The sequence below is a fragment of the Paenarthrobacter sp. GQ52 genome, from assembly GCF_059759005.1.
The window spans coordinates 403,032-420,633 of record NZ_JCAXEJ010000001.1; the positions used below are offsets into that span (position 1 = coordinate 403,032).

General features: G+C 62.4%; 16 protein-coding genes. 7 read left to right on the forward strand and 9 right to left on the reverse strand.

From position 1 onward, the window contains the following. Positions 1–145: 145 nt before the first annotated feature. Positions 146–1,501, forward strand: a complete 1,356-nt coding sequence (locus AC6CH8_RS01845) for an ABC transporter substrate-binding protein (protein ID WP_498188455.1) — start codon at positions 146–148, stop codon at positions 1,499–1,501. A 438-nt stretch (positions 1,502–1,939) separates the two neighbouring features. On the opposite strand, the gene AC6CH8_RS01850 is transcribed toward AC6CH8_RS01845, so the two are convergent. Genes AC6CH8_RS01850 through AC6CH8_RS01865 form a run of 4 tightly spaced genes read right to left on the reverse strand, consistent with a single transcriptional unit; the run spans position 1,940 to position 6,074 of the window. Further along, the gene (locus AC6CH8_RS01850; RefSeq protein WP_498188456.1) at positions 1,940–2,713 is read right to left on the reverse strand and encodes an ABC transporter ATP-binding protein; all 774 of its coding nucleotides are present in this window, start codon (positions 2,711–2,713) and stop codon (positions 1,940–1,942) included. Then, positions 2,710–3,702 carry an ABC transporter ATP-binding protein gene (locus AC6CH8_RS01855; RefSeq protein ID WP_498188457.1) on the reverse strand — a complete coding sequence of 331 codons (993 nt, stop codon included), beginning with the start codon at positions 3,700–3,702 and terminating at the stop codon, positions 2,710–2,712. The genes AC6CH8_RS01850 and AC6CH8_RS01855 overlap by 4 nt, the downstream gene beginning before the upstream one ends. Further along, positions 3,699–4,667: a branched-chain amino acid ABC transporter permease gene (locus AC6CH8_RS01860; RefSeq protein ID WP_420180492.1), complete on the reverse strand. Its 969-nt coding sequence runs from the start codon at positions 4,665–4,667 to the stop codon at positions 3,699–3,701. The genes AC6CH8_RS01855 and AC6CH8_RS01860 overlap by 4 nt, the downstream gene beginning before the upstream one ends. Positions 4,668–4,676: 9 nt before the next feature. After that, a complete protein-coding gene (locus tag AC6CH8_RS01865; protein ID WP_091466096.1) occupies positions 4,677–6,074 on the reverse strand; it encodes a branched-chain amino acid ABC transporter permease in 1,398 nt (465 codons plus the stop codon). A gap of 342 nt (positions 6,075–6,416) precedes the next feature. Here AC6CH8_RS01865 and AC6CH8_RS01870 point away from each other — a divergent pair, with 342 nt between their 5' ends. Further along, positions 6,417–7,328: a Bax inhibitor-1/YccA family protein gene (locus AC6CH8_RS01870; protein WP_420180493.1), complete on the forward strand. Its 912-nt coding sequence runs from the start codon at positions 6,417–6,419 to the stop codon at positions 7,326–7,328. Between the two features lie 74 nt (positions 7,329–7,402). On the opposite strand, the gene AC6CH8_RS01875 is transcribed toward AC6CH8_RS01870, so the two are convergent. From AC6CH8_RS01875 to galT, 3 genes are all read right to left on the reverse strand, one after another. Further along, positions 7,403–8,641: an acetyl-CoA C-acetyltransferase gene (locus tag AC6CH8_RS01875; protein WP_498188458.1), complete on the reverse strand. Its 1,239-nt coding sequence runs from the start codon at positions 8,639–8,641 to the stop codon at positions 7,403–7,405. Positions 8,642–8,703: 62 nt separating this feature from the next. Next, positions 8,704–9,864 (reverse strand): galactokinase, encoded by a 1,161-nt coding sequence (gene galK / locus AC6CH8_RS01880; protein ID WP_498188459.1) that lies wholly within the window; start codon positions 9,862–9,864, stop codon positions 8,704–8,706. Further along, positions 9,861–11,009: a galactose-1-phosphate uridylyltransferase gene (gene galT / locus AC6CH8_RS01885; protein WP_498188460.1), complete on the reverse strand. Its 1,149-nt coding sequence runs from the start codon at positions 11,007–11,009 to the stop codon at positions 9,861–9,863. The genes galK and galT overlap by 4 nt, the downstream gene beginning before the upstream one ends. A gap of 97 nt (positions 11,010–11,106) precedes the next feature. Here galT and AC6CH8_RS01890 point away from each other — a divergent pair, with 97 nt between their 5' ends. The 4 genes from AC6CH8_RS01890 to AC6CH8_RS01905 all read left to right on the forward strand — a co-directional run bounded on the left by AC6CH8_RS01890 (position 11,107) and on the right by AC6CH8_RS01905 (position 15,303). Continuing rightward, the gene (locus tag AC6CH8_RS01890) at positions 11,107–12,057 is read left to right on the forward strand and encodes an aldose 1-epimerase family protein (RefSeq protein ID WP_498188461.1); all 951 of its coding nucleotides are present in this window, start codon (positions 11,107–11,109) and stop codon (positions 12,055–12,057) included. 94 nt (positions 12,058–12,151) lie between these two features. Next, positions 12,152–13,432: an AI-2E family transporter gene (locus tag AC6CH8_RS01895; protein WP_498188462.1), complete on the forward strand. Its 1,281-nt coding sequence runs from the start codon at positions 12,152–12,154 to the stop codon at positions 13,430–13,432. A 3-nt stretch (positions 13,433–13,435) separates the two neighbouring features. Then, positions 13,436–14,674, forward strand: a complete 1,239-nt coding sequence (gene ilvA / locus AC6CH8_RS01900; protein WP_091466109.1) for a threonine ammonia-lyase — start codon at positions 13,436–13,438, stop codon at positions 14,672–14,674. A 14-nt stretch (positions 14,675–14,688) separates the two neighbouring features. Further along, complete coding sequence (locus AC6CH8_RS01905) at positions 14,689–15,303, forward strand: rhomboid family intramembrane serine protease (RefSeq protein WP_498188463.1); 615 nt, start codon at positions 14,689–14,691, stop codon at positions 15,301–15,303. A 144-nt stretch (positions 15,304–15,447) separates the two neighbouring features. On the opposite strand, the gene greA is transcribed toward AC6CH8_RS01905, so the two are convergent. Both greA and AC6CH8_RS01915 read right to left on the reverse strand, forming a co-directional pair. Further along, on the reverse strand, positions 15,448–15,942 hold the full coding sequence (greA, locus tag AC6CH8_RS01910) for a transcription elongation factor GreA (RefSeq protein ID WP_026542824.1): 495 nt from the start codon (positions 15,940–15,942) through the stop codon (positions 15,448–15,450). Between the two features lie 152 nt (positions 15,943–16,094). Then, positions 16,095–16,553, reverse strand: a complete 459-nt coding sequence (locus AC6CH8_RS01915) for a DUF4307 domain-containing protein (protein WP_091466113.1) — start codon at positions 16,551–16,553, stop codon at positions 16,095–16,097. Between the two features lie 75 nt (positions 16,554–16,628). Between AC6CH8_RS01915 and mca the strand changes: the two genes are divergently transcribed. Continuing rightward, positions 16,629–17,534, forward strand: coding sequence for a mycothiol conjugate amidase Mca (gene mca, locus AC6CH8_RS01920; RefSeq protein WP_364308292.1), 906 nt, complete (start codon positions 16,629–16,631; stop codon positions 17,532–17,534). Positions 17,535–17,602 lie beyond the last annotated feature (68 nt).

Sequence of the window (17,602 nt, forward strand, 5' to 3'; positions counted from 1 at the left end):
ATTCCCCACAGGCAACGAGTGTTATAGGGATGTGACCTGAATCACTTATGTTCCCGGGGCAATTGCACTAGTTTGAGTCTTAATCAGGAACACCTGAGTAATCGCATCAAAGGCAGTTCGCACCTTTCGATCGAGGAGACAACGAATGTTTGATCTTTCCCCAGCGGCGCCCCGAGCCGCCAAGCTAACCGCGCTTGGCATTGGGGTCGCTCTCTTGGCCACAGCTTGTGGTGGGTCTTCGACACCTACCCAGACTGGGTCTCAATCCGCCGCCGCGGCAGGTATCGCCTGCCCGGCACCGAGCGGCGGGGCGGGAGCCGGCAACAGCCAGGCTGCCACCAACACGGGACCTGTACCTCCCTCGACCACCACCACGGCTACGCCGCTTAAGCTTGGATCGCTCCTGCCGACAACGGGGTCGCTGGCGTTCCTCGGCCCGCCTGAAATTGCCGGTGTCAACCTCGGCGTCAAGGAAGTCAACGACGCTGGCGGCGTTCTTGGCGCTCCCATAGAGGTGACCCACCGCGACTCCGGTGACACCAAGACCGACATCGCCACGCAGTCCACCACAGCCTTGCTGGGCCAGGGTGTGAGCGCAGTAATCGGTGCGGCCTCGTCCGGCGTTTCCAAGACGGTCATCAACCAGATCACCGGCGCTGGCGTCATCCACTTCTCCCCGGCGAACACTTCACCTGACTTCACCACATGGGACGACAAGGGCCTCTACTGGCGCACGGCACCGTCCGACGTCCTGCAGGGCAAGGTCCTCGGCAACTACATGGCTACCTGTGGCGCCCAGACTGTTGGCATGATCGTTCTCAACGACGCCTACGGAACCGGCCTGCAGAAGAACGTCAAGGAAGCCTTCGAGGCAGCCGGCGGCAAGGTTGTTGCAGAAGAACTCTTCAACGAAGGTGATTCGCAGTTCAGCAGCCAAGTGGACAAGGTCCTCGCAGCCAAGCCGGATGCGATCGCATTGATCACCTTCGACCAGGCCAAGAGCATCGTGCCCCTCATGACCGGCAAGGGCGTCAAGCCCACGCAGCTGTTCATGGTTGACGGCAACACCTCGGACTACAGCAAGGACTTCCAGGCAGGCACCATGAAGGGCGCACAGGGAACCATCCCCGGTACGTTCGCCAAGGACGCCTTCAAGCAGAAGCTCCTCGCGATCGATCCCGCCCTGAAGGATTACAGCTACGCAGGAGAGTCCTACGACGCCGTGAACCTGATTGCGCTGGCATCTGAGGCAGCCAAGAGCACCAAGGGCACGGACATCGCGGCCAAGCTCAAGGAAGTCTCTGAAGGCGGCGAGAAGTGCACCGACTTCCCGTCATGCGTCACCCTGCTCCGCGAGGGCAAGGACATCGACTACGACGGCCAGTCCGGTCCGGTAACGTTCTCCGATGCCGGCGACCCCACCGAGGCATACATCGGTATCTACGAATACCAGGACGACAACACCTACAAGCCGGTCCGCGAAGAGTTCGGCAAGCTCTAAGCTGAACGCCAACTAGACCGCAGTTAGCAACGGGTCCCCTTCCTCACAAGGAAGGGGACCCGTTGGGCGTTAACGCTTGCTGGCCCTGTGAGCGGTGTTGTGGGGCCTGGTGTGCGTGCTTAGGGGTGTGTCTGGGGCGCAGAGCGGGCCTCGCAACGAGCGGGGCGTGCGGCATCCACCCACTTTGAATCTGCAGCCCGTCCGACGCGCCGCATTCCTCGGGGTGTCACTATGTGTCGCCGTTCAAAGAAGGTGATAGCCGCACCGACTATGTGGATGGTGGGCTCGTGTTGTGGGGCCTGGTGTGCGTGCTTAGGGGTGTTTTTGGGGCGCAGAGCGGGCCTCGCAACGAGCGGGAGGTCCGGAGCCGTCGTAAGCAAAAGGAGGGCCCGGGGTATTCCGGAGCCCTCCTTTGCCCGTCCTTTGGGTGTGGGGCGATTAAACCTCGTCGGCCAAGGTACCCAGGTAGAGCTGGATGACCTTGGGGTCCTTCATGAGCTCGCGGCCCGTACCTGTGTACGCATCCTTGCCTTGGTCCAGGACATAGCCGCGGTCGCAGATCTGCAGGCAACGGCGGGCGTTCTGTTCCACCATGATCACCGAGACTCCGGCGCGGTTGATCTCATGGACACGGAGGAAGGTCTCGTCCTGTTTGACGGGGGAGAGGCCTGCCGACGGCTCGTCGAGCAGCAGCACAGCCGGGTCCATCATGAGTGCCCTGCCCATGGCCACCATCTGGCGTTCGCCGCCGGACAGGGACCCCGCGCGCTGGGCACGCCGCTTTCCCAACTCCGGGAAGAGGCTGGTGACAAAGTCGAAGCGTTCGGAGAAGTCCTTGGGCCGCTGGAACATGCCCATTTGGAGATTCTCTTCAATGGTCAGTGTGGCGAAGACATTGTTCGTCTGCGGGACGAAGCCCACACCCTGGGTGACCAGCTTGTTGGCCTTCAACCCCGTGAGGTCCTGGCCACGAACCACCACTGTGCCGGAGTGGACCTTCACCAAGCCGAACATGGCCTTCAGGAGTGTGGATTTACCGGCGCCGTTGGGGCCGATAATGCCTATCAACTCACCCTTGCGGGCCTCTATGCTGCAGCCATTGAGGATGTTGACGCCAGGAATGTAGCCGGCCACGAGGTTAGTAACCTTGACCACGGAATCACTGGCCGGCGCTGCAGCCGAGGCGGGCATTGCGCTGGTGCTGCTGCTCATTTCCCGTCCTCCTTCTTGGTTTCTTCGATCTCGGACAGGATGCCGGCGTCTTCAGTTCCCACTACGGACTCTTCGTCAGCTTCGAGTTCTGCCTCGAGCACCTTGATGCCTTCAGCATCGCCAAGGTCCACATCGTGGTGGGCACCAAGGTAGGCGTCGATGACGGCGGGGTTCTTCATGACTTCGCCCGGAGGTCCTTCGGCAACTACCTTGCCTTCGGCCATGACCACAACCCAGTCAGCAATGTGGCGGACCATGTTCATGTCGTGCTCCACGAAGAGCACGGTCATGCCCTCCGCCTTGAGGTTCTTGATGTGGTCCAGCAGAGACTGTGTCAATGCCGGGTTCACACCGGCCATGGGCTCATCCAGCATCACCAGCTTGGGCTTCACCATCAGGGAGCGTGCCATCTCCAGGAGCTTGCGCTGACCACCGGAGAGGGACGCTGCGTAGTCGTCCTTCTTGGTATCCAGCTTGAACTTCTCCAACAGCAAGTCGGCTTGGGCCGTGATTTCCTTTTCGCGACCTCCCCATATGCCTTTGAACAGGGCCCTGGACAGCCGTTCGCCGGGCTGGTCTGCAGCACCAAGGCGCATGTTTTCCATGACGGTCAGCTTGCCCATCACTTTGGTCAGCTGGAACGTGCGGACCATGCCCATACGGGCAACCTTGTACGACGAGACGCCGGCCAGGCTGTTGCCTTCAAACTGCCACTTGCCCGTGTTGGGGGTATCAAAGCCCGTGAGCAGGTTGAACAAGGTGGTCTTGCCAGCTCCGTTGGGCCCGATCAAGGCGGTGATCTTGTGTCGGGGGATCTCCAGGTATTCCACGTCCACTGCGTTAATGCCGCCAAAGGAACGTGTGACATCCTCTGCCACCACAATGGGATCGCGCTTCTTGCAGCCGGGGGTATTCTCCCCGACGGCGATGGGCCGCGAATCGGTCATGTAGTCGATATTTTCGGTGTTGCGTTCGTTGGTCTCACTCATGCGAAAGCAAGCTCCTTCTTATTGCCGAAGACGCCTTGCGGGCGGAAGATCATCAGGAGCATCAGTGCAACGCCTACCAGGATGTAGCGCAGCTGGCCTGCCTGGACGGTGGTCAGCCAGGTGACTGCCCCTGATTCGATGAGGCCGTAGAGCAGGCTCTGGGTCAGTGAGAGTACCACCCAGAAGATCATGGCTCCGATGACGGGCCCCAGGACCGTGGCCATGCCGCCGAGCAGGAGGCAGGTCCACAGGAAGAACGTGAGCTCTGTGCCGTAGTTGGACGGCTGGACGGCGCCGCGGGGGAGGGTGAAGATCATGCCCGCCAAGGCGCCGAGCACGCCACCAATGACCAGCGCCTGCATCTTGTAGGCGTAAACGTTCTTGCCGAGCGAGCGGACAGCGTTCTCGTCTTCGCGGATGCCCTTCAGGACGCGGCCCCAGGGGCTGCGCATCAGGAGCCACACCAAGAGGCAGCAAACGATGACCAGGCCCCATCCGACGACGCGGATAAAGAAGTCGCGGTTGTTCATGCCCATGTAGGACCCTTCAGGGAAGGGGTTCATGGCATAGAAGGTGTTCTCGAACGCTGCCAGGCCGTTGGCGGAGCCTGTGACGCTGGTGAGCTGGTTGGTAGTGACCACGTACCGCACAATTTCGGCGGCGGCGATGGTGACGATAGCCAGGTAGTCGGCACGAAGCCGCAGCGTAGGAATACCCAGGATGAACGCGAAGATCACCGAGCAAAGAATAGAGATGATCAGTGCAAGGAAGAACGGGGCGTCGAAACTCAAGGTAGAGATTGCGAAACCGTAGGCACCCACAGCCATGAAGCCGGCCTGGCCGAAGTTCAGCAGGCCTGAGTAGCCGAAGTGCACCGCGAGGCCCAAAGCGGCAAGTGCGTAGGCCGCCGTCGTCGGGCTGAACAGTTCGCCAAGGGCGCTGGAGAAAATAAATCCGAAGTCCATGGCCCGCTCCTAACCCACACGCTCACGCCGGCCGAGGATACCCTGCGGTCGGAACAGAAGAACAACAATCATGATGAACAGGGCACCGACGTACTTGAGGTCGGCGGGGAGGCCGAACACTGTGGTCAGTTCCACGAAGATGCCGACGACGATTGAGCCGATCAGGGCGCCGAAGACGGTTCCCAAACCACCCAGCGTCACGCCGGCGAAGATGAGCAACAGGATTTGCGAGCCCATGTCGAAGGTGACGCCAGGGCGGTAGTACGCCCACAGGATGCCACCGAGGGAGGCGAGGACGCCGCCGACGATCCACACAATGCGGATAACGGAGTCGACGTCGATGCCGGAGGCGGCTGCCAGCGCGGGATTGTCGGCTACTGCACGGGTTGCCTTGCCGAGACGGGTCTTCAGCAGGACGATGCCGATCAGGGCGATGACCACCGCACTGATGATCAGGGACCACAGGTTGTTCGGGGAGATCGAAACAGGGCCGATCTGGATCTCGGCACTCTGGGCGCCGGGCAGCTGCTGCGTTGCACCGCCGAAGAAGAACTGGATGACGTAGCGGATGGCCAACGCGAGACCGATGCTGACGATCATCATGGGGACCAAGCCTGAGCCACGTTTCCTCAACGGCCGCCAGAGCCCTGCGTCCTGGACGTAGCCGAAGAGACCGCCGCCCACCAGGGCAAGCAGGATGGCCAGCCAGAAGGGGAACCCAAAGGCGTTGAACATAAACACCAGTACTGCGCCCAGCGTCACCATCTCACCGTGGGCGAAGTTGGTCAGGCCGGTGGTTCCGAAGATCAGGGAGAGGCCGACCGAGGCGAGTGCAAGGAGGAGGCCGAAGCTCAGGCCCGCGACGAGGCGGTTGAGGAGGTTTTGGCCGAAGTCCTGTTGCTGGACCACGATGCCCTCGCCGAAGGCAAAGATCACCGACAAGTTGGACGTCTGGCTGAACGTGACATCGCGGGGATTGTCCTGGCCCTCGGCCAGTGCGATGCCCTCCGGCAAGGTGGAGGTGTCCAGCTCAATGGTGTAGGTGCCTTGGACGGGAACGCCGATGGTCCAGGCTCCGTTGGCTCCGGAGGTGGCTTCACCCTCAAACCCGTTGCCCGTGGCTTTGATCTTGACGCCGGGTATGGGAGCCCGGGCATCATCGCGGAGGAACCCGCTGATGTTGTTCTGGAAAGTCGTCGGGGACGGCGAAGGCGAGGGGGTGGTTGCCTGTGCCGAAGGGGCGGCGATCAACAGAGCGGTGATGAGGGCTGCGAACAGCGCCCCCACAACTCTCTGCAGTCCTTTGGACCGTCTCATGGACGGGTCGCGCAGTGTGCTTCTCAAAATGGAAACCTCCACAGTGGGGGTGGTCCCGGCTGCGCCTTTGCAGCCGGTGCGAACGGTCATGGGGCTTGTGAACAGTTCTTGCCTAGCTGCCTCGTTTGTGATCTAAGTCACCCATGTGTGGCCTATGTTACCGTCCGGTGGAGATAATAAATGCCCAGTTCGGGGGTGCGAAGATCGCGATCGGATAACAACTGTGAAGCTATAGGCAACTAGTGATGTAGCAATCCTTAAGTAAACCTTTGTTGTTTAAGGGTGCTACTAAACGTTCCCAGGGCGACAGTCTTCCAATTTCTTGTCACGGTTGAGTTTCGTCTGCGTGAACAAGGGAACTTTCCCTGCCACGCGCGCGTAGTACTTGGTACCGTGAACTATCACTAGCCCTTTTTCAGGAGGACACCCGCAATGGCACTTGGCGGAAACCCAGTCTTCAACGGAAAGAATTTCCGTGGAGCAAAGCAGGCCCCGCCTGTACCGCAGAACCCGTACGGCCAGCAGTTCAACCAGGCACCCGGCCGTGCACCGAGCCAGGTCATGGACGGCCATGCAGCATGGTCTGCCCAGCAGCAGAACATGACCAATGAACAGCTGCAGCAGATGTACAACCAGCCCGCTGCAGGCCCTGCCGACACTGGCCGCATGACCTATGACGACGTCATCATGAAGACTGTCGCCTGCCTCGTGGTTCTCATCCTCGGCGCCGGCGTCACACTCTTCGTGGCGCCCGCTCTCTCCACCATGCTCATGATCGTTGGTGCACTGGGTGGATTCGTCCTGGCGTTGGTGAACACGTTCAAGAAGCAGCCTTCACCGGCACTGATCCTTGCCTACGCCGGCCTTGAGGGCCTGTTCCTCGGTGGCCTTACCCGCATCCTGGACGGCATGTACCCCGGCGTCGGCCTCCAGGCCGTCATCGGTACGCTGGCAGTCTTCGGCGTCACCCTGGTGCTCTTCAAGAGCGGCAAGGTCCGCGCCACCCCCAAGATGGTGCGCTTCTTCATGATCGCCACCATCGGTTACGCGGTTTTCGCCCTGATCAACATGGTGATGATGTGGACCGGCGCTGTGCAGGAGCCCTTCGGCCTCCGCACAAGCTTCGAGATCTTCGGCATCCCGCTGGGTGTCTTCATCGGCATCCTGGCCATCGGCCTGGCAGCGTTCTCGCTGATCATGGACTTCACCAGCATCGAAGAAGGCGTCCGCGCAGGCGCCCCGGAGCGTTACTCCTGGGTTGCGGCGTTCGGCCTGACGGTCACGCTGGTTTGGCTCTACGTCGAAATCATCCGCCTCTTGGCGATCCTGCGAGGCGACGACTAGTTACAACAGCTCCAACGCGAAATGCCCCCGAGTTTCGGGGGCATTTTTGCGTCCCGGCATGTTTGCGTTTCTGACTAGGTCAGTCGTTCGAAAACAACCGCCATCCCTTGACCGCCACCGACGCACAAGGTGGCAAGCCCCAAAGTTCCGTCTCGTTCCTTGAGGCCGTTGAGGAGCGTGCTTGTCATCCGGGCGCCGGTCATGCCGAAGGGATGGCCCAGGGCAATGGCCCCACCATGGACGTTGAGCTTTGCGGGGTCAATACCCAACTCACGGGCGCTCGCCACCACCTGCACAGCGAAAGCTTCGTTGAGCTCCACCAGATCAATGTCATCCATGGTCAGGCCAGCTAACCCGAGGGCCCGTCGCGTGGATTCCACGGGCCCCATGCCCATGAGCTCGGGAGAGAGGGCGCTGACGGCGGTTGAAACCACCCGCGCGAGCGGCTGCAGGCCCAGTTCGCGCGCGCGTGAGTCACTCATGACCACTACCGCCGCGGCGCCGTCGTTGAGCGGGCATGCGTTGCCGGCTGTGACGGTCCCTTCTGAACGGAAAACCGGTTGCAGGGCGGATACAGCTTCGAGGGTCACACCCGCGCGGGGGGAGTCGTCCCGCTCCACGACGGTGCCGTCCTTGCGTGTGTAGGGCGTGATGTCCCGGGCGTAAAACCCTGCGTCGATCGCGGCTTCGGCACGAGTCTGGCTGAGGACGGCCCACTCGTCCTGCTCGGCCCGGCTGATGCCATAGCTGGTGGCAACGTTCTCGGCCGTCTGGCCCATGGAGATGTAGATGTCGGGCAGGCGGCCGCCCAGCCGGGGGTCGGTCCAAGGGATGTTGGACGCCGCGCGGGAGGCCGTACGTTGGGCTGCCGCGTCGAACAGCGGGTTGTGGTTGGAGGAGTCCGTTTCGCCGGCACCCGCCCAGTTCTGGTACCTGGACACACTCTCCACTCCCGCGGAGACAATCGCGTGGGCTTCCCCGGACCTGATGGCGTGGAAGGCCATCCTCAAGGTTTGCAGGCTCGAGGCGCAGAAACGGTTGATAGTGGCCGCTGGCACGCGGTCCAGCCCGGCAAGGACGGCCACCACTCGTGCCATGTTGGATCCGGCCTCGCCACTGGGTTCAGCGCAGCCCAGCAGGATGTCGTCCAATCCTTGGCCGTCCTCCGCTGCGGGATCGAAGCCCGGAACCTTCGCGAGGGCGGCCTGCACCATGGCGGTTGCCAGGTCGTCTGGACGTTCGTCCTTGAGGGAGCCTTTGAAAGCCCTGCCAATAGGGCTCCTTGCAGTAGCTACGATGACAGCCTCAGTCATGGCCCCAGCTTACGCCCGGCATCAGGTGGTACGCCGGGCGCTCGCAGGAGAAACCGGACGCCTCAGGCCAGGCGAAGAGCTCCAGCGGCCGGGGTAACGGTGAAGATGTCAGGGGCAGTGAAGCCCGCCTTCGCGAAGGAACGCACGACGGCGTCGCGTACCTGTTGCTCCTGGCCAACCGGTGCCAGTGCGATGGCGGAACCGCCAAAACCACCACCCGTCATGCGGGCGCCGATAGCGCCGTTGGCCCGGGAAGTATCCACGGCAAGGTCCAGTTCCGGGCAGGAGATCTCAAAATCGTCGCGCATCGAAACGTGGCTGGCATCCAGCAATGCTCCGATGGCGGCAGGGCCCTCGGTGCCCAGGACTTCCACCGTCTGGAGGACCCGATCGTTTTCCGTGACCACATGGCGGACCCGCCGAAGGGTAGTTTCGTCAAGCAGGCCTGATGCTTCCTCCAAACGCTCCACGCCGACGTCGCGCAGTGCCTTGACGCCAAGAATCTCGGCACCTAACTCGCAGGACGCACGGCGGGAGGCGTATCCGCCGTCGGCATGCGAGTGCGACACCTTTGTGTCGATAACCAACAGGACCAGGCCGGAAGCTTCTGCGTCGAACGGGACCAACTCCACATGCTGGTCACGGCAGTCCAGGAACACAGCGTGTCCCTTGGCGCCGCGCAGGGATGCTGACTGGTCCATGATTCCGGTGGGTGCTCCAACGAACACATTCTCGGCGCGCTGGGTTGCGAGGACCAGGTCCTCGGCAGCGAAACCGGCGCCCGTCAATTCGTTAAGGGCAGAGATGACGGCGCACTCAATCGCGTGTGATGAAGAGAGGCCGGCTCCGGACGGAACATCGGAATCAAGGAGGAGGTCAAAGCCGGGCACCTCGATGCCGCGTTCCTTGAGCGCCCAGGCGACGCCGAGCGGGTAGCGGGACCATCCCTCACCGGATCCGGGTTCCGAGTCCGCGAGGTCGGCTTCCACCACGCCGTGCCCGCCAAAGGTGGACAGCATACGCACCCTTGAATCGTCGCGGACCCGCAGTGCCACCTTTGCCGTCTTATCGATGGCGAAGGGGAGCACAAAGCCCTCGTTGTAGTCCGTGTGCTCGCCGATCAGGTTGACGCGTCCCGGTGCCTGCCACACGCCGTCGGCAGCTGCGCCGAACGTTTCCTGGAAGCGGGCTGCGAGGACGCCGGTCTCGGTGGTGGTGGTCATGCTCGTGTGCCTTCCAGGGTCTTGTTCGAAGGTGATGCGGCGACGCTGCGTAGCCGCTCCGCCACCGCCTCGGGGGTGGTGTCGTTGATGAAGGCTCCCATGGCGGCCTCGGAGCCGGCCAGATACTTGAGCTTATCGGCAGCGCGGCGAGGTGAGGTCAGCTGCAGGTGCAACTGGCCCGCAGGGCGAAGAGCCGGGTCCAGCGGGGCCTGGTGCCAGGCCGAGATGTACGGCATGGGGGTGGGGTAGAGGGCGTCGAGCCGCTTCAGCAGGTCCAAGTAGACCTGCGAAAGCTCATCGCGTTCTTCCCCCGTGAGTGCCGCAAGATCGGGGACGCTGCGGTGCGGAACGAGGTGGACTTCCAGGGGCCAGCGGGCCGCGAAAGGTACGTAGGCACTGAAATGCTTGGCTTCCAGGACCATACGGCTGCCGTCCTCGCGTTCAGCGTTGAGGAGTGAGGCCCCGAGCGTTTCCTTCGCGTCGACGTCGTCGTAGTACTTCCGTGCCACCGCACCGAGCTGGGCGGCGCGGGGAGTTACGTAGGGGTAGGCGTAGATCTGGCCGTGAGGGTGGTGCAGGGTGACTCCGATGTCCGCGCCGCGGTTCTCGAAAGGAAAGACCTGCTTGATGCCGGGCAAGGCGCTCAAAGCTTCGGTCCGCTGGGCCCACGCTTCAATGACCGTGCGGGCACGCGTTTCGCCCAGTTCGGCAAAGGAGCCGGTGTGCTGTGGCGTGAAGGCAACCACCTCACAGCGGCCATATGCCGCTCCCTTGACATTGTGGCCGGAGTGCCCCGACGCAGGAATCGGGGGGATGTCGCCCAAGGCCGGGCCGAGGGACGGGAAGCGGTTCTCGAACACCACGACGTCGTAATCCGATGCCGGAATTTCGGAGGGGTTCGCAGCTGTGGTGGGGCAGATGGGGCACTGATCAGCGGGGGGAAGGTGCGTACGCGTCTGGCGGTGGGCAGCCACGGCCACCCAGTCACCCGACAAGGCGTCATAGCGGACCTCACCCGGCTCACCGCGGGTTGGAAGCTCGCGGTGGTCCACCAACGAGTCCGGTGTTCGTTCCGGAGTCCCGGGGTCGTCGAAGTAGATCAGCTCTCGGCTGTCTGCGAGGCGGGTGCTGGTGATGCGGCTCATACGTCCATCATTCCACAAGTAACCAAAAACGCATAGTTTCTAACAAAAGCAAACATTTCTCGGTGGGAACCGTCCTCTAATGCAGTACGGTATTGCCATGTCTGCGTCCCTGTCGCCTGCCGATAACCCCCACCAGTCCGAGTCCCGCCGCTATGCTACGGGGCGTCAGTTCGAGCTCCGCAGGGACGACGCGCTCGCCGTCATCACCGAGCTCGCCGCGGGTTTGCGGCTCTACTCCCGGGGTGGAGTGCAGCTGACTGAAAGCTATGGAGACGGCGAAATTTCGCCCGGAGCCACCGGCATCACCCTGGCGCCGTGGGCCAACCGGGTAGAAGACGGGGTCTGGTACCTGGAAGGAAAAAAGCAACAACTCGATATCACTGAAGCGTCACGCAACAACGCCAGCCACGGCCTGTTGCGCAACACCGGGTACACCCTGGTGGACGAAACCGAGTTTTCCGTGACGCTGGAAGCCACGGTCTTCCCGCAACACGGCTACCCGTTCCTGGTGCGGCATCGGGTGCGTTACGAGCTCGATCAGAGCTTGGATCTCCGGGTCTCGCAGACGCTGATCAACGATTCCCAAGCCACGGCTCCCTTTGTCCTGGGCGCGCACCCCTACCTGCGTGTGGGTGATGTCGCTCCGGAGGACCTGGTTCTGACGGTCCATGCAGGCACCCGGTTGGTGGCGGACGAGCGACTCATCCCACGTAGCACCGCTCCTGTGGACGGCGCGTATGACTTCTCCGGGGGTGCCGTTGTGGGCAGCTTGTTGGTGGATGTTGCACTGACGGATCTGGCGTTCGACGGCGGGACGGCGCGCCACACGCTCACCGCACCGGATGGCCGCAGCGTAAGCCTTGAGCAGGACGAGAGCTGCCAATACGCCCACGTTTTCGTCACGGACACGTTCCCTGGCCGCTCCAAAGCCGTGGCTATCGAACCGATGACCGGCCCGGCCAACGCGTTCAACAGCGGCGACGGCCTTCGCTGGTTGGCCCCTGGCGAGGCGTTCACCATGCGCTGGGGAATCACAGCATCCCTGTAGGCCCTCGCTCCGGGAAATACCTCGGAATGTCTCGGATTGTCTCGGAAGTGAGAGCCGGTTTCCCATACGGCCCGGGCTACGGAATTATGGATTCATGACGCCAACACCGGACGCCAAAACACGTTCTGACCGCCAAATTGCCGAAGACATCCCCTACGGGGTGCGCATTGCTGCAGCCTGGTCCTGGCGGGCAGGCTTGATCCTTCTCATGATCGGTGCCCTCGTCTGGCTGCTGGGCAAGGTCAGCTTCCTCATTATCCCGGTGATGGTTGCCGCGCTGCTGGCCGGTTTGCTGCATCCGGTTGTGGCATGGCTGCGCAGTCGGAAGCTTCCCACCGGGGGAGCAGTCGCCATTACCGTGCTTGGTTTCATTGGCGTGATCGGTGGTGCCTTGGCACTGGTGGGCAGGCAACTTGTTACTGGCTTCGGTGCGCTATGGCACGAAGCACTGGCGGGCATCCAGCAGATCCAAACTTGGCTGGCCGATGGCCCGCTGCACCTGACCGCGGACCAGATTGACCAGTACATTTCCGACGGCGCCGATGCACTCCAGAACAACAGCAGCAGCATCCTCAGTGGTGCACTATCCTTCGGCAGCACCGCCGGACACTTTGCGGCAGGTCTTGTTCTGGCTCTGTTCATCCTCATCTTCTTCCTGCTGGAGGGGCCCAGGATCTGGGCCTTCATGGTTCGTCTCCTGCCCAAGAGCGCGCGGAGGGCCACCGATGGCGCCGGGCGACGAGGCTGGACGTCCATGGTCAGCTATGTGCGGATTCAAATGTTCGTCGCGTTCGTGGATGCTGTGGGCATTGGCGTTGGCGCTGCCATCATTCAGGTTCCGCTGGCTCTTCCCTTGGCTGTCCTGGTATTCATCGGCTCGTTCATCCCGGTGGTCGGTGCCTTGGTTACGGGGGCAATCGCTGTGTTGCTCGCCCTCGTTGCCAACGGGCCCATCAACGCGTTGATCATGCTGGCGATCGTTCTGGTGGTGCAGCAGTTGGAAAGCCACATCCTGCAGCCGCTGGTCATGGGCAAGGCGGTGGCACTGCACCCGGTGGCTGTGATCCTCTCGGTTGCCGCCGGTTCCTACCTGGCAGGCATCCCCGGGGCGCTGTTCGCGGTCCCGCTGCTCGCCGTAGTAAACACGGCAGTTCGCTACATTGCGGGCCGGACGTGGGAACATGATGAAGGATTGGGCGGTGTGGAGCTCCAGCCGGCAGCCGCTTCGGCGGGGCCAGGAGGCGACGCCAACTTCAAGGAGGTCCACCTTCCAAGGCCCGAATCCCGCCTCGGCAAAGGCGTCGCCGGCAAGACCAAGGCTTCGGGGAGCACCTCTGTTGAGGGGCCCCAAGCCGACACCAACAAAGGAGAATAGTCAGTGAATACCCTCGAAACCCTGCCCGTCACGCTGGACGATGTCCTCAAGGCGCAGGAGCTGCTCGAGGGCATTATTACCAAGACTCCGGTGGAGTCGTCCCGTGCGCTGGGCAGCCTCGTGGGCGGCAACGTCTTTTTCAAGTGTGAGAACCTGCAGCGTGCGGGTTCCTTCAAGGTCCGCGGCGCCTACGTGCGGATGGCCCGGCTGACGGATGAGGAAAAGAAGCGCGGTGTGGTGGCGGCCTCGGCCGGCAACCACGCCCAAGGTGTGGCGGTGGCTGCCAAGAGCCTTGGCATCAATGCCCGCATCTACATGCCCCTCGGCGTGGCCCTTCCCAAGTTGGCTGCCACCCGAAGCCACGGTGCCGAAGTCATACTGCACGGCCACAACGTGGATGAAGCGCTGGCGGAAGCGCAGCGTTACGCCAACGAAACAGGCGCGGTTTTCGTTCATCCCTTCGACAACGTGGACGTTGTTGCAGGACAGGGCACCATCGGGCTTGAAATCCTGGACCAGATCCCCAACGTGGACACCATTCTCATGGGAGTTGGCGGCGGCGGGCTGTTGGCCGGTGTGGCTGTCGCGATCAAGGCCAGGGCCAAGGAGCTCGGCCGTGAGATCAGGGTCATTGGCGTGCAGGCAGAAAACGCCGCCGCCTACCCGCCATCTTTGGCTGCCGATGCATTGGTGCCGCTGAAGAAGGTCACCACCATGGCTGACGGCATCGCGGTGGGACGTCCCGGGCAGCTTCCCTTCAGCATCATCCGCGAGCTTGTTGACGACGTCGTGACCGTGAGCGAGGACTCCCTCGCGCGGGCACTGATCTTCCTGCTCGAGCGCGCCAAGATGGTTGTTGAGCCTGCCGGGGCAGTCGGAGTAGCCGCGCTCATGGACGGCAAGATCGAAAACCCGGGGAACACCGCCGTCGTGCTTTCCGGCGGCAACATCGATCCCATGCTGATGCTCAAAGTCATCCAGCGCGGTCTTTCCGCCGCTGGCCGCTTCATGACGGTTCGGATGATGCTGGACGACCGCCCGGGTTCACTGGCCACCATCGCCCGCATCATCGCTGAAAACGATGCCAACGTCACCGGCCTGGACCACACCCGCTTGGGTGGTTCCATCAGCATGGGCGACGTCTCCATCACTATCAACCTGGAAACCAAGGGCCACGAGCACGGCGAGCAGGTTCTCGGCGCGCTCAGGGCCGAGGGCTTCCAGCCAATCGTGGTGCACTGACAGGAGGGGCGCCAATGGTGCTTGGAATGCCTGAGGGCTCAAAGGAAGCGGCTAGAGAGTCGCTCGCTGGTCGGGCGAAGGGCGGGCTGCTCTTCATGGGCGGATTCGTTATTCTGCTCTACATCATCGAGATCCTCAACACCTTGATGCGCCACGGGCTCAATCCAACCTTTGGCTTGCGACCCCGTTCCATGGACGGTGTGCTGGACATCCTGACGTTTCCGTTGCTGCACGCGAACCTGAACCATCTGCTGTCCAACACGCTGCCGTTGATCATCTTCGGTTTCCTGGTGTTCCTGTCCGGAATCCGGGTGTTCATCACAGCGTTGGCCTTCAGCTGGCTCGGATCGGGACTTGCGGTGTGGCTGATTGGCGGGGGAGGGGTGACCGTCGGAGCTTCCGGCCTGGTGTTCGGCTTTTTTGCCTTCCTGTTGGTGCGGGGATTCTTCAACCGCAGCTGGTGGCAGATCCTGCTCTCGGTGGTCCTGTTCATGGCCTACGGCAGCATCCTCTTCGGCGTTCTACCCACGGTGTTGGGCTACATCTCCTGGCAGGCGCACCTCGGCGGGGCCGTAGGGGGCGTCGTAGCGGCGATCCTGCTCCGTCCCAAGGCCAATCTCACCCCCTAACCCAACTAGGTCGCATCTGTGCGCGTTATGAGCGGTCAAAACGCGCTTAACTGCGACCCAGTTGGGTACGCACACGAAAAACGCCGGCCCGCCCCGCGAAGGGGTGGGCCGGCGTCGTGTATTTCAGGCCGTTTTAGCCGCTGCTTAGGCGACGTAGGGCTTGGCGGAAACGATCTCCACCGGGATTTCCTTGCCGTTGGGGGCGACGTAGCTCAGGCTGTCGCCTTCCTTGTGGCCGATGATTGCGGCACCCAAGGGGGACTTTTCGCTGAAGACGTCAAGGTCGGAGTCTCCGGCGATTTCGCGGGAGCCCAGCAGGAACGTCTCTTCGTCGCCGGCGATGCGGGCAACAACCAGCATGCCGGGCTCGACGATTCCGTCGTCGGCGGGGGCTTCGCCCACCTGGGCATCGCGCAGGAGAGCGGTGAGCTGGCGGATGCGGGCCTCGATCTTGCCCTGCTCCTCCTTGGCGGCGTGGTAACCGCCGTTTTCCTTGAGGTCGCCTTCCTGGCGTGCAGCTTCGATCTTCTGGACGATTTCCGCCCGGCCAGCGCCGGAAAGGTGGTCCAGCTCAGCCTGCAAGCGGTCGAAAGCTTCCTGGGTAAGCCAAGCCGCAGTGGCGCTATTGGTGGTAGACACGGATTTCTCCTCTAGATCTGACAATGCAAAAGACCCCGCCGAGTTGGCCACTCGTGAATCTCAGTAACCAACTTAACGGGGTGAAGGTTTCATCCATTGTAGTAAATCCTCTGGACGAACCCAAACCGGTTGAGTCGTGGGTCACATGATGGCTATTTCCCGCTGTCCACGATCCAGCAGTTGTCCACGATTCCGGAGACTGCCGGCGACTCGGTCCTCAGGACAGTCCGCTGCATGGTGGTGCTGCCGCCGTCGGGGTCGTCCTGGGGATCGTTGGGCCCGATTTCCACCACTTTCCAGCCGACCACTGCGAACTTGGAATCCAAGGCTTTGATGGCGCATTTGGCGGTAGCTCCGGGGTATTTCGTGACCTGGTAATCCACCTCAGCCTGGGTGTCGTCCACAGTGCTGTAACCGATGTCCTTGAAAGTGACCGGGGCCTGGGCTGAGCCAGTTGCTACATAGGCGGCGAACCCGATTCCGAGGACCAAGGCGGCGATGACAATGTTCCGCTTGGTTTTGCGGGTCATGGCGCGCTTTTGACCGCCGTAACGATTGGCTAGGCTGGTGCTTGCCGGTACTTGGGTGGCCGATAGGTCCTCTGAAGTCACCCATCCAGTTTAGTGCCGATCCCGGCGCCCCATCACCGCCCACAAAAGCATGATCCATGAAAGAGGAGCCGTCACGTGACAGCGTCCAGCAGTTCCGAGCAGCAGCTGCGTCTGCTCGCCGTCCACGCCCATCCGGATGATGAGTCCAGCAAGGGCGCAGCAACCATGGCGATGTACGCCGCGGCGGGAGTGGACGTCATGGTTGCCACATGCACGGACGGTTCGCGCGGTGACATCCAGAACCCCGCATTGGAGGACGCCCCCCATCCCAAACGTGACATGGCTGGCGCACGGCGCCTTGAGATGGCCAATGCGGCAGCGGTCCTGGGTATCCAGCAGCGCTGGCTCGGTTTTGTGGATTCAGGCCTTCCCGAAGGCGATCCGCTTCCGCCCTTGCCCCCGGGGTGCTTCGCCCTGCAGCCGTTGGAGCGCGCCACGGCGCCCTTGGTCCGGCTGGTCCGCAATTTCAAGCCCCACGTCATTCTTAGCTACGACGAAAACGGTGGCTATCCGCACCCGGACCACATCATGGCCCACAAGGTTGCGGTGGAAGCTTTTGAAGCCGCAGGCGATCCCGAGCGCTATCCCGGCATGGGCGAGCCATGGGCGCCCAGCAAGCTCTACTACGACCGCGCCTTCAGCCCCGAACGATTCCGTGCGCTGCACTTCGCCTTGGAAGAAGCGGGGCTGCAGTCCCCGTATGCCGAGCGGCTTGCGGCATGGCTGGAAGCCGATGCGGAAGGTCACACTGCGCCGGTGGCGGGGCACCAGACCACCACGCAAGTTGATTGTGGTGACTTCTTCGAGGCCAGGGATGACGCCTTGCGGGCCCACCGGACCCAGATCGATCCTCTCGGCTTCTTCTTCGCGGTATCGCCGGACCTGCAAAGGACCGCCTGGCCGTGGGAGGACTACACCCTGATCAAGTCCAGGGTCCCTTCCGAGCTGCCGGAGAAGGACCTCTTCGCGGGGATAAGATAGGAATGCCGGTAGTTTCTATCGCTCGTAGAAATTACCGTGTGGCCGGCCGGTTTCCCGGCTACGCGCTG

Bases quoted from the DNA above. Each gene is read 5' to 3' on its own strand.
- AC6CH8_RS01850 (WP_498188456.1), bottom strand. From the start codon at position 2,713: ATGAGCAGCAGCACCAGCGCAATGCCCGCCTCGGCTGCAGCGCCGGCC.
- galK (WP_498188459.1), bottom strand. From the start codon at position 9,864: ATGACCACCACCACCGAGACCGGCGTCCTCGCAGCCCGCTTCCAGGAA.
- AC6CH8_RS01895 (WP_498188462.1), top strand. From the start codon at position 12,152: ATGACGCCAACACCGGACGCCAAAACACGTTCTGACCGCCAAATTGCC.
- AC6CH8_RS01875 (WP_498188458.1), bottom strand. From the start codon at position 8,641: ATGACTGAGGCTGTCATCGTAGCTACTGCAAGGAGCCCTATTGGCAGG.
- AC6CH8_RS01855 (WP_498188457.1), bottom strand. From the start codon at position 3,702: ATGAGTGAGACCAACGAACGCAACACCGAAAATATCGACTACATGACC.
- AC6CH8_RS01845 (WP_498188455.1), top strand. From the start codon at position 146: ATGTTTGATCTTTCCCCAGCGGCGCCCCGAGCCGCCAAGCTAACCGCG.
- AC6CH8_RS01905 (WP_498188463.1), top strand. From the start codon at position 14,689: ATGGTGCTTGGAATGCCTGAGGGCTCAAAGGAAGCGGCTAGAGAGTCG.
- galT (WP_498188460.1), bottom strand. From the start codon at position 11,009: ATGAGCCGCATCACCAGCACCCGCCTCGCAGACAGCCGAGAGCTGATC.
- AC6CH8_RS01890 (WP_498188461.1), top strand. From the start codon at position 11,107: ATGTCTGCGTCCCTGTCGCCTGCCGATAACCCCCACCAGTCCGAGTCC.
- AC6CH8_RS01865 (WP_091466096.1), bottom strand. From the start codon at position 6,074: ATGACCGTTCGCACCGGCTGCAAAGGCGCAGCCGGGACCACCCCCACT.
- AC6CH8_RS01870 (WP_420180493.1), top strand. From the start codon at position 6,417: ATGGCACTTGGCGGAAACCCAGTCTTCAACGGAAAGAATTTCCGTGGA.
- AC6CH8_RS01860 (WP_420180492.1), bottom strand. From the start codon at position 4,667: ATGGACTTCGGATTTATTTTCTCCAGCGCCCTTGGCGAACTGTTCAGC.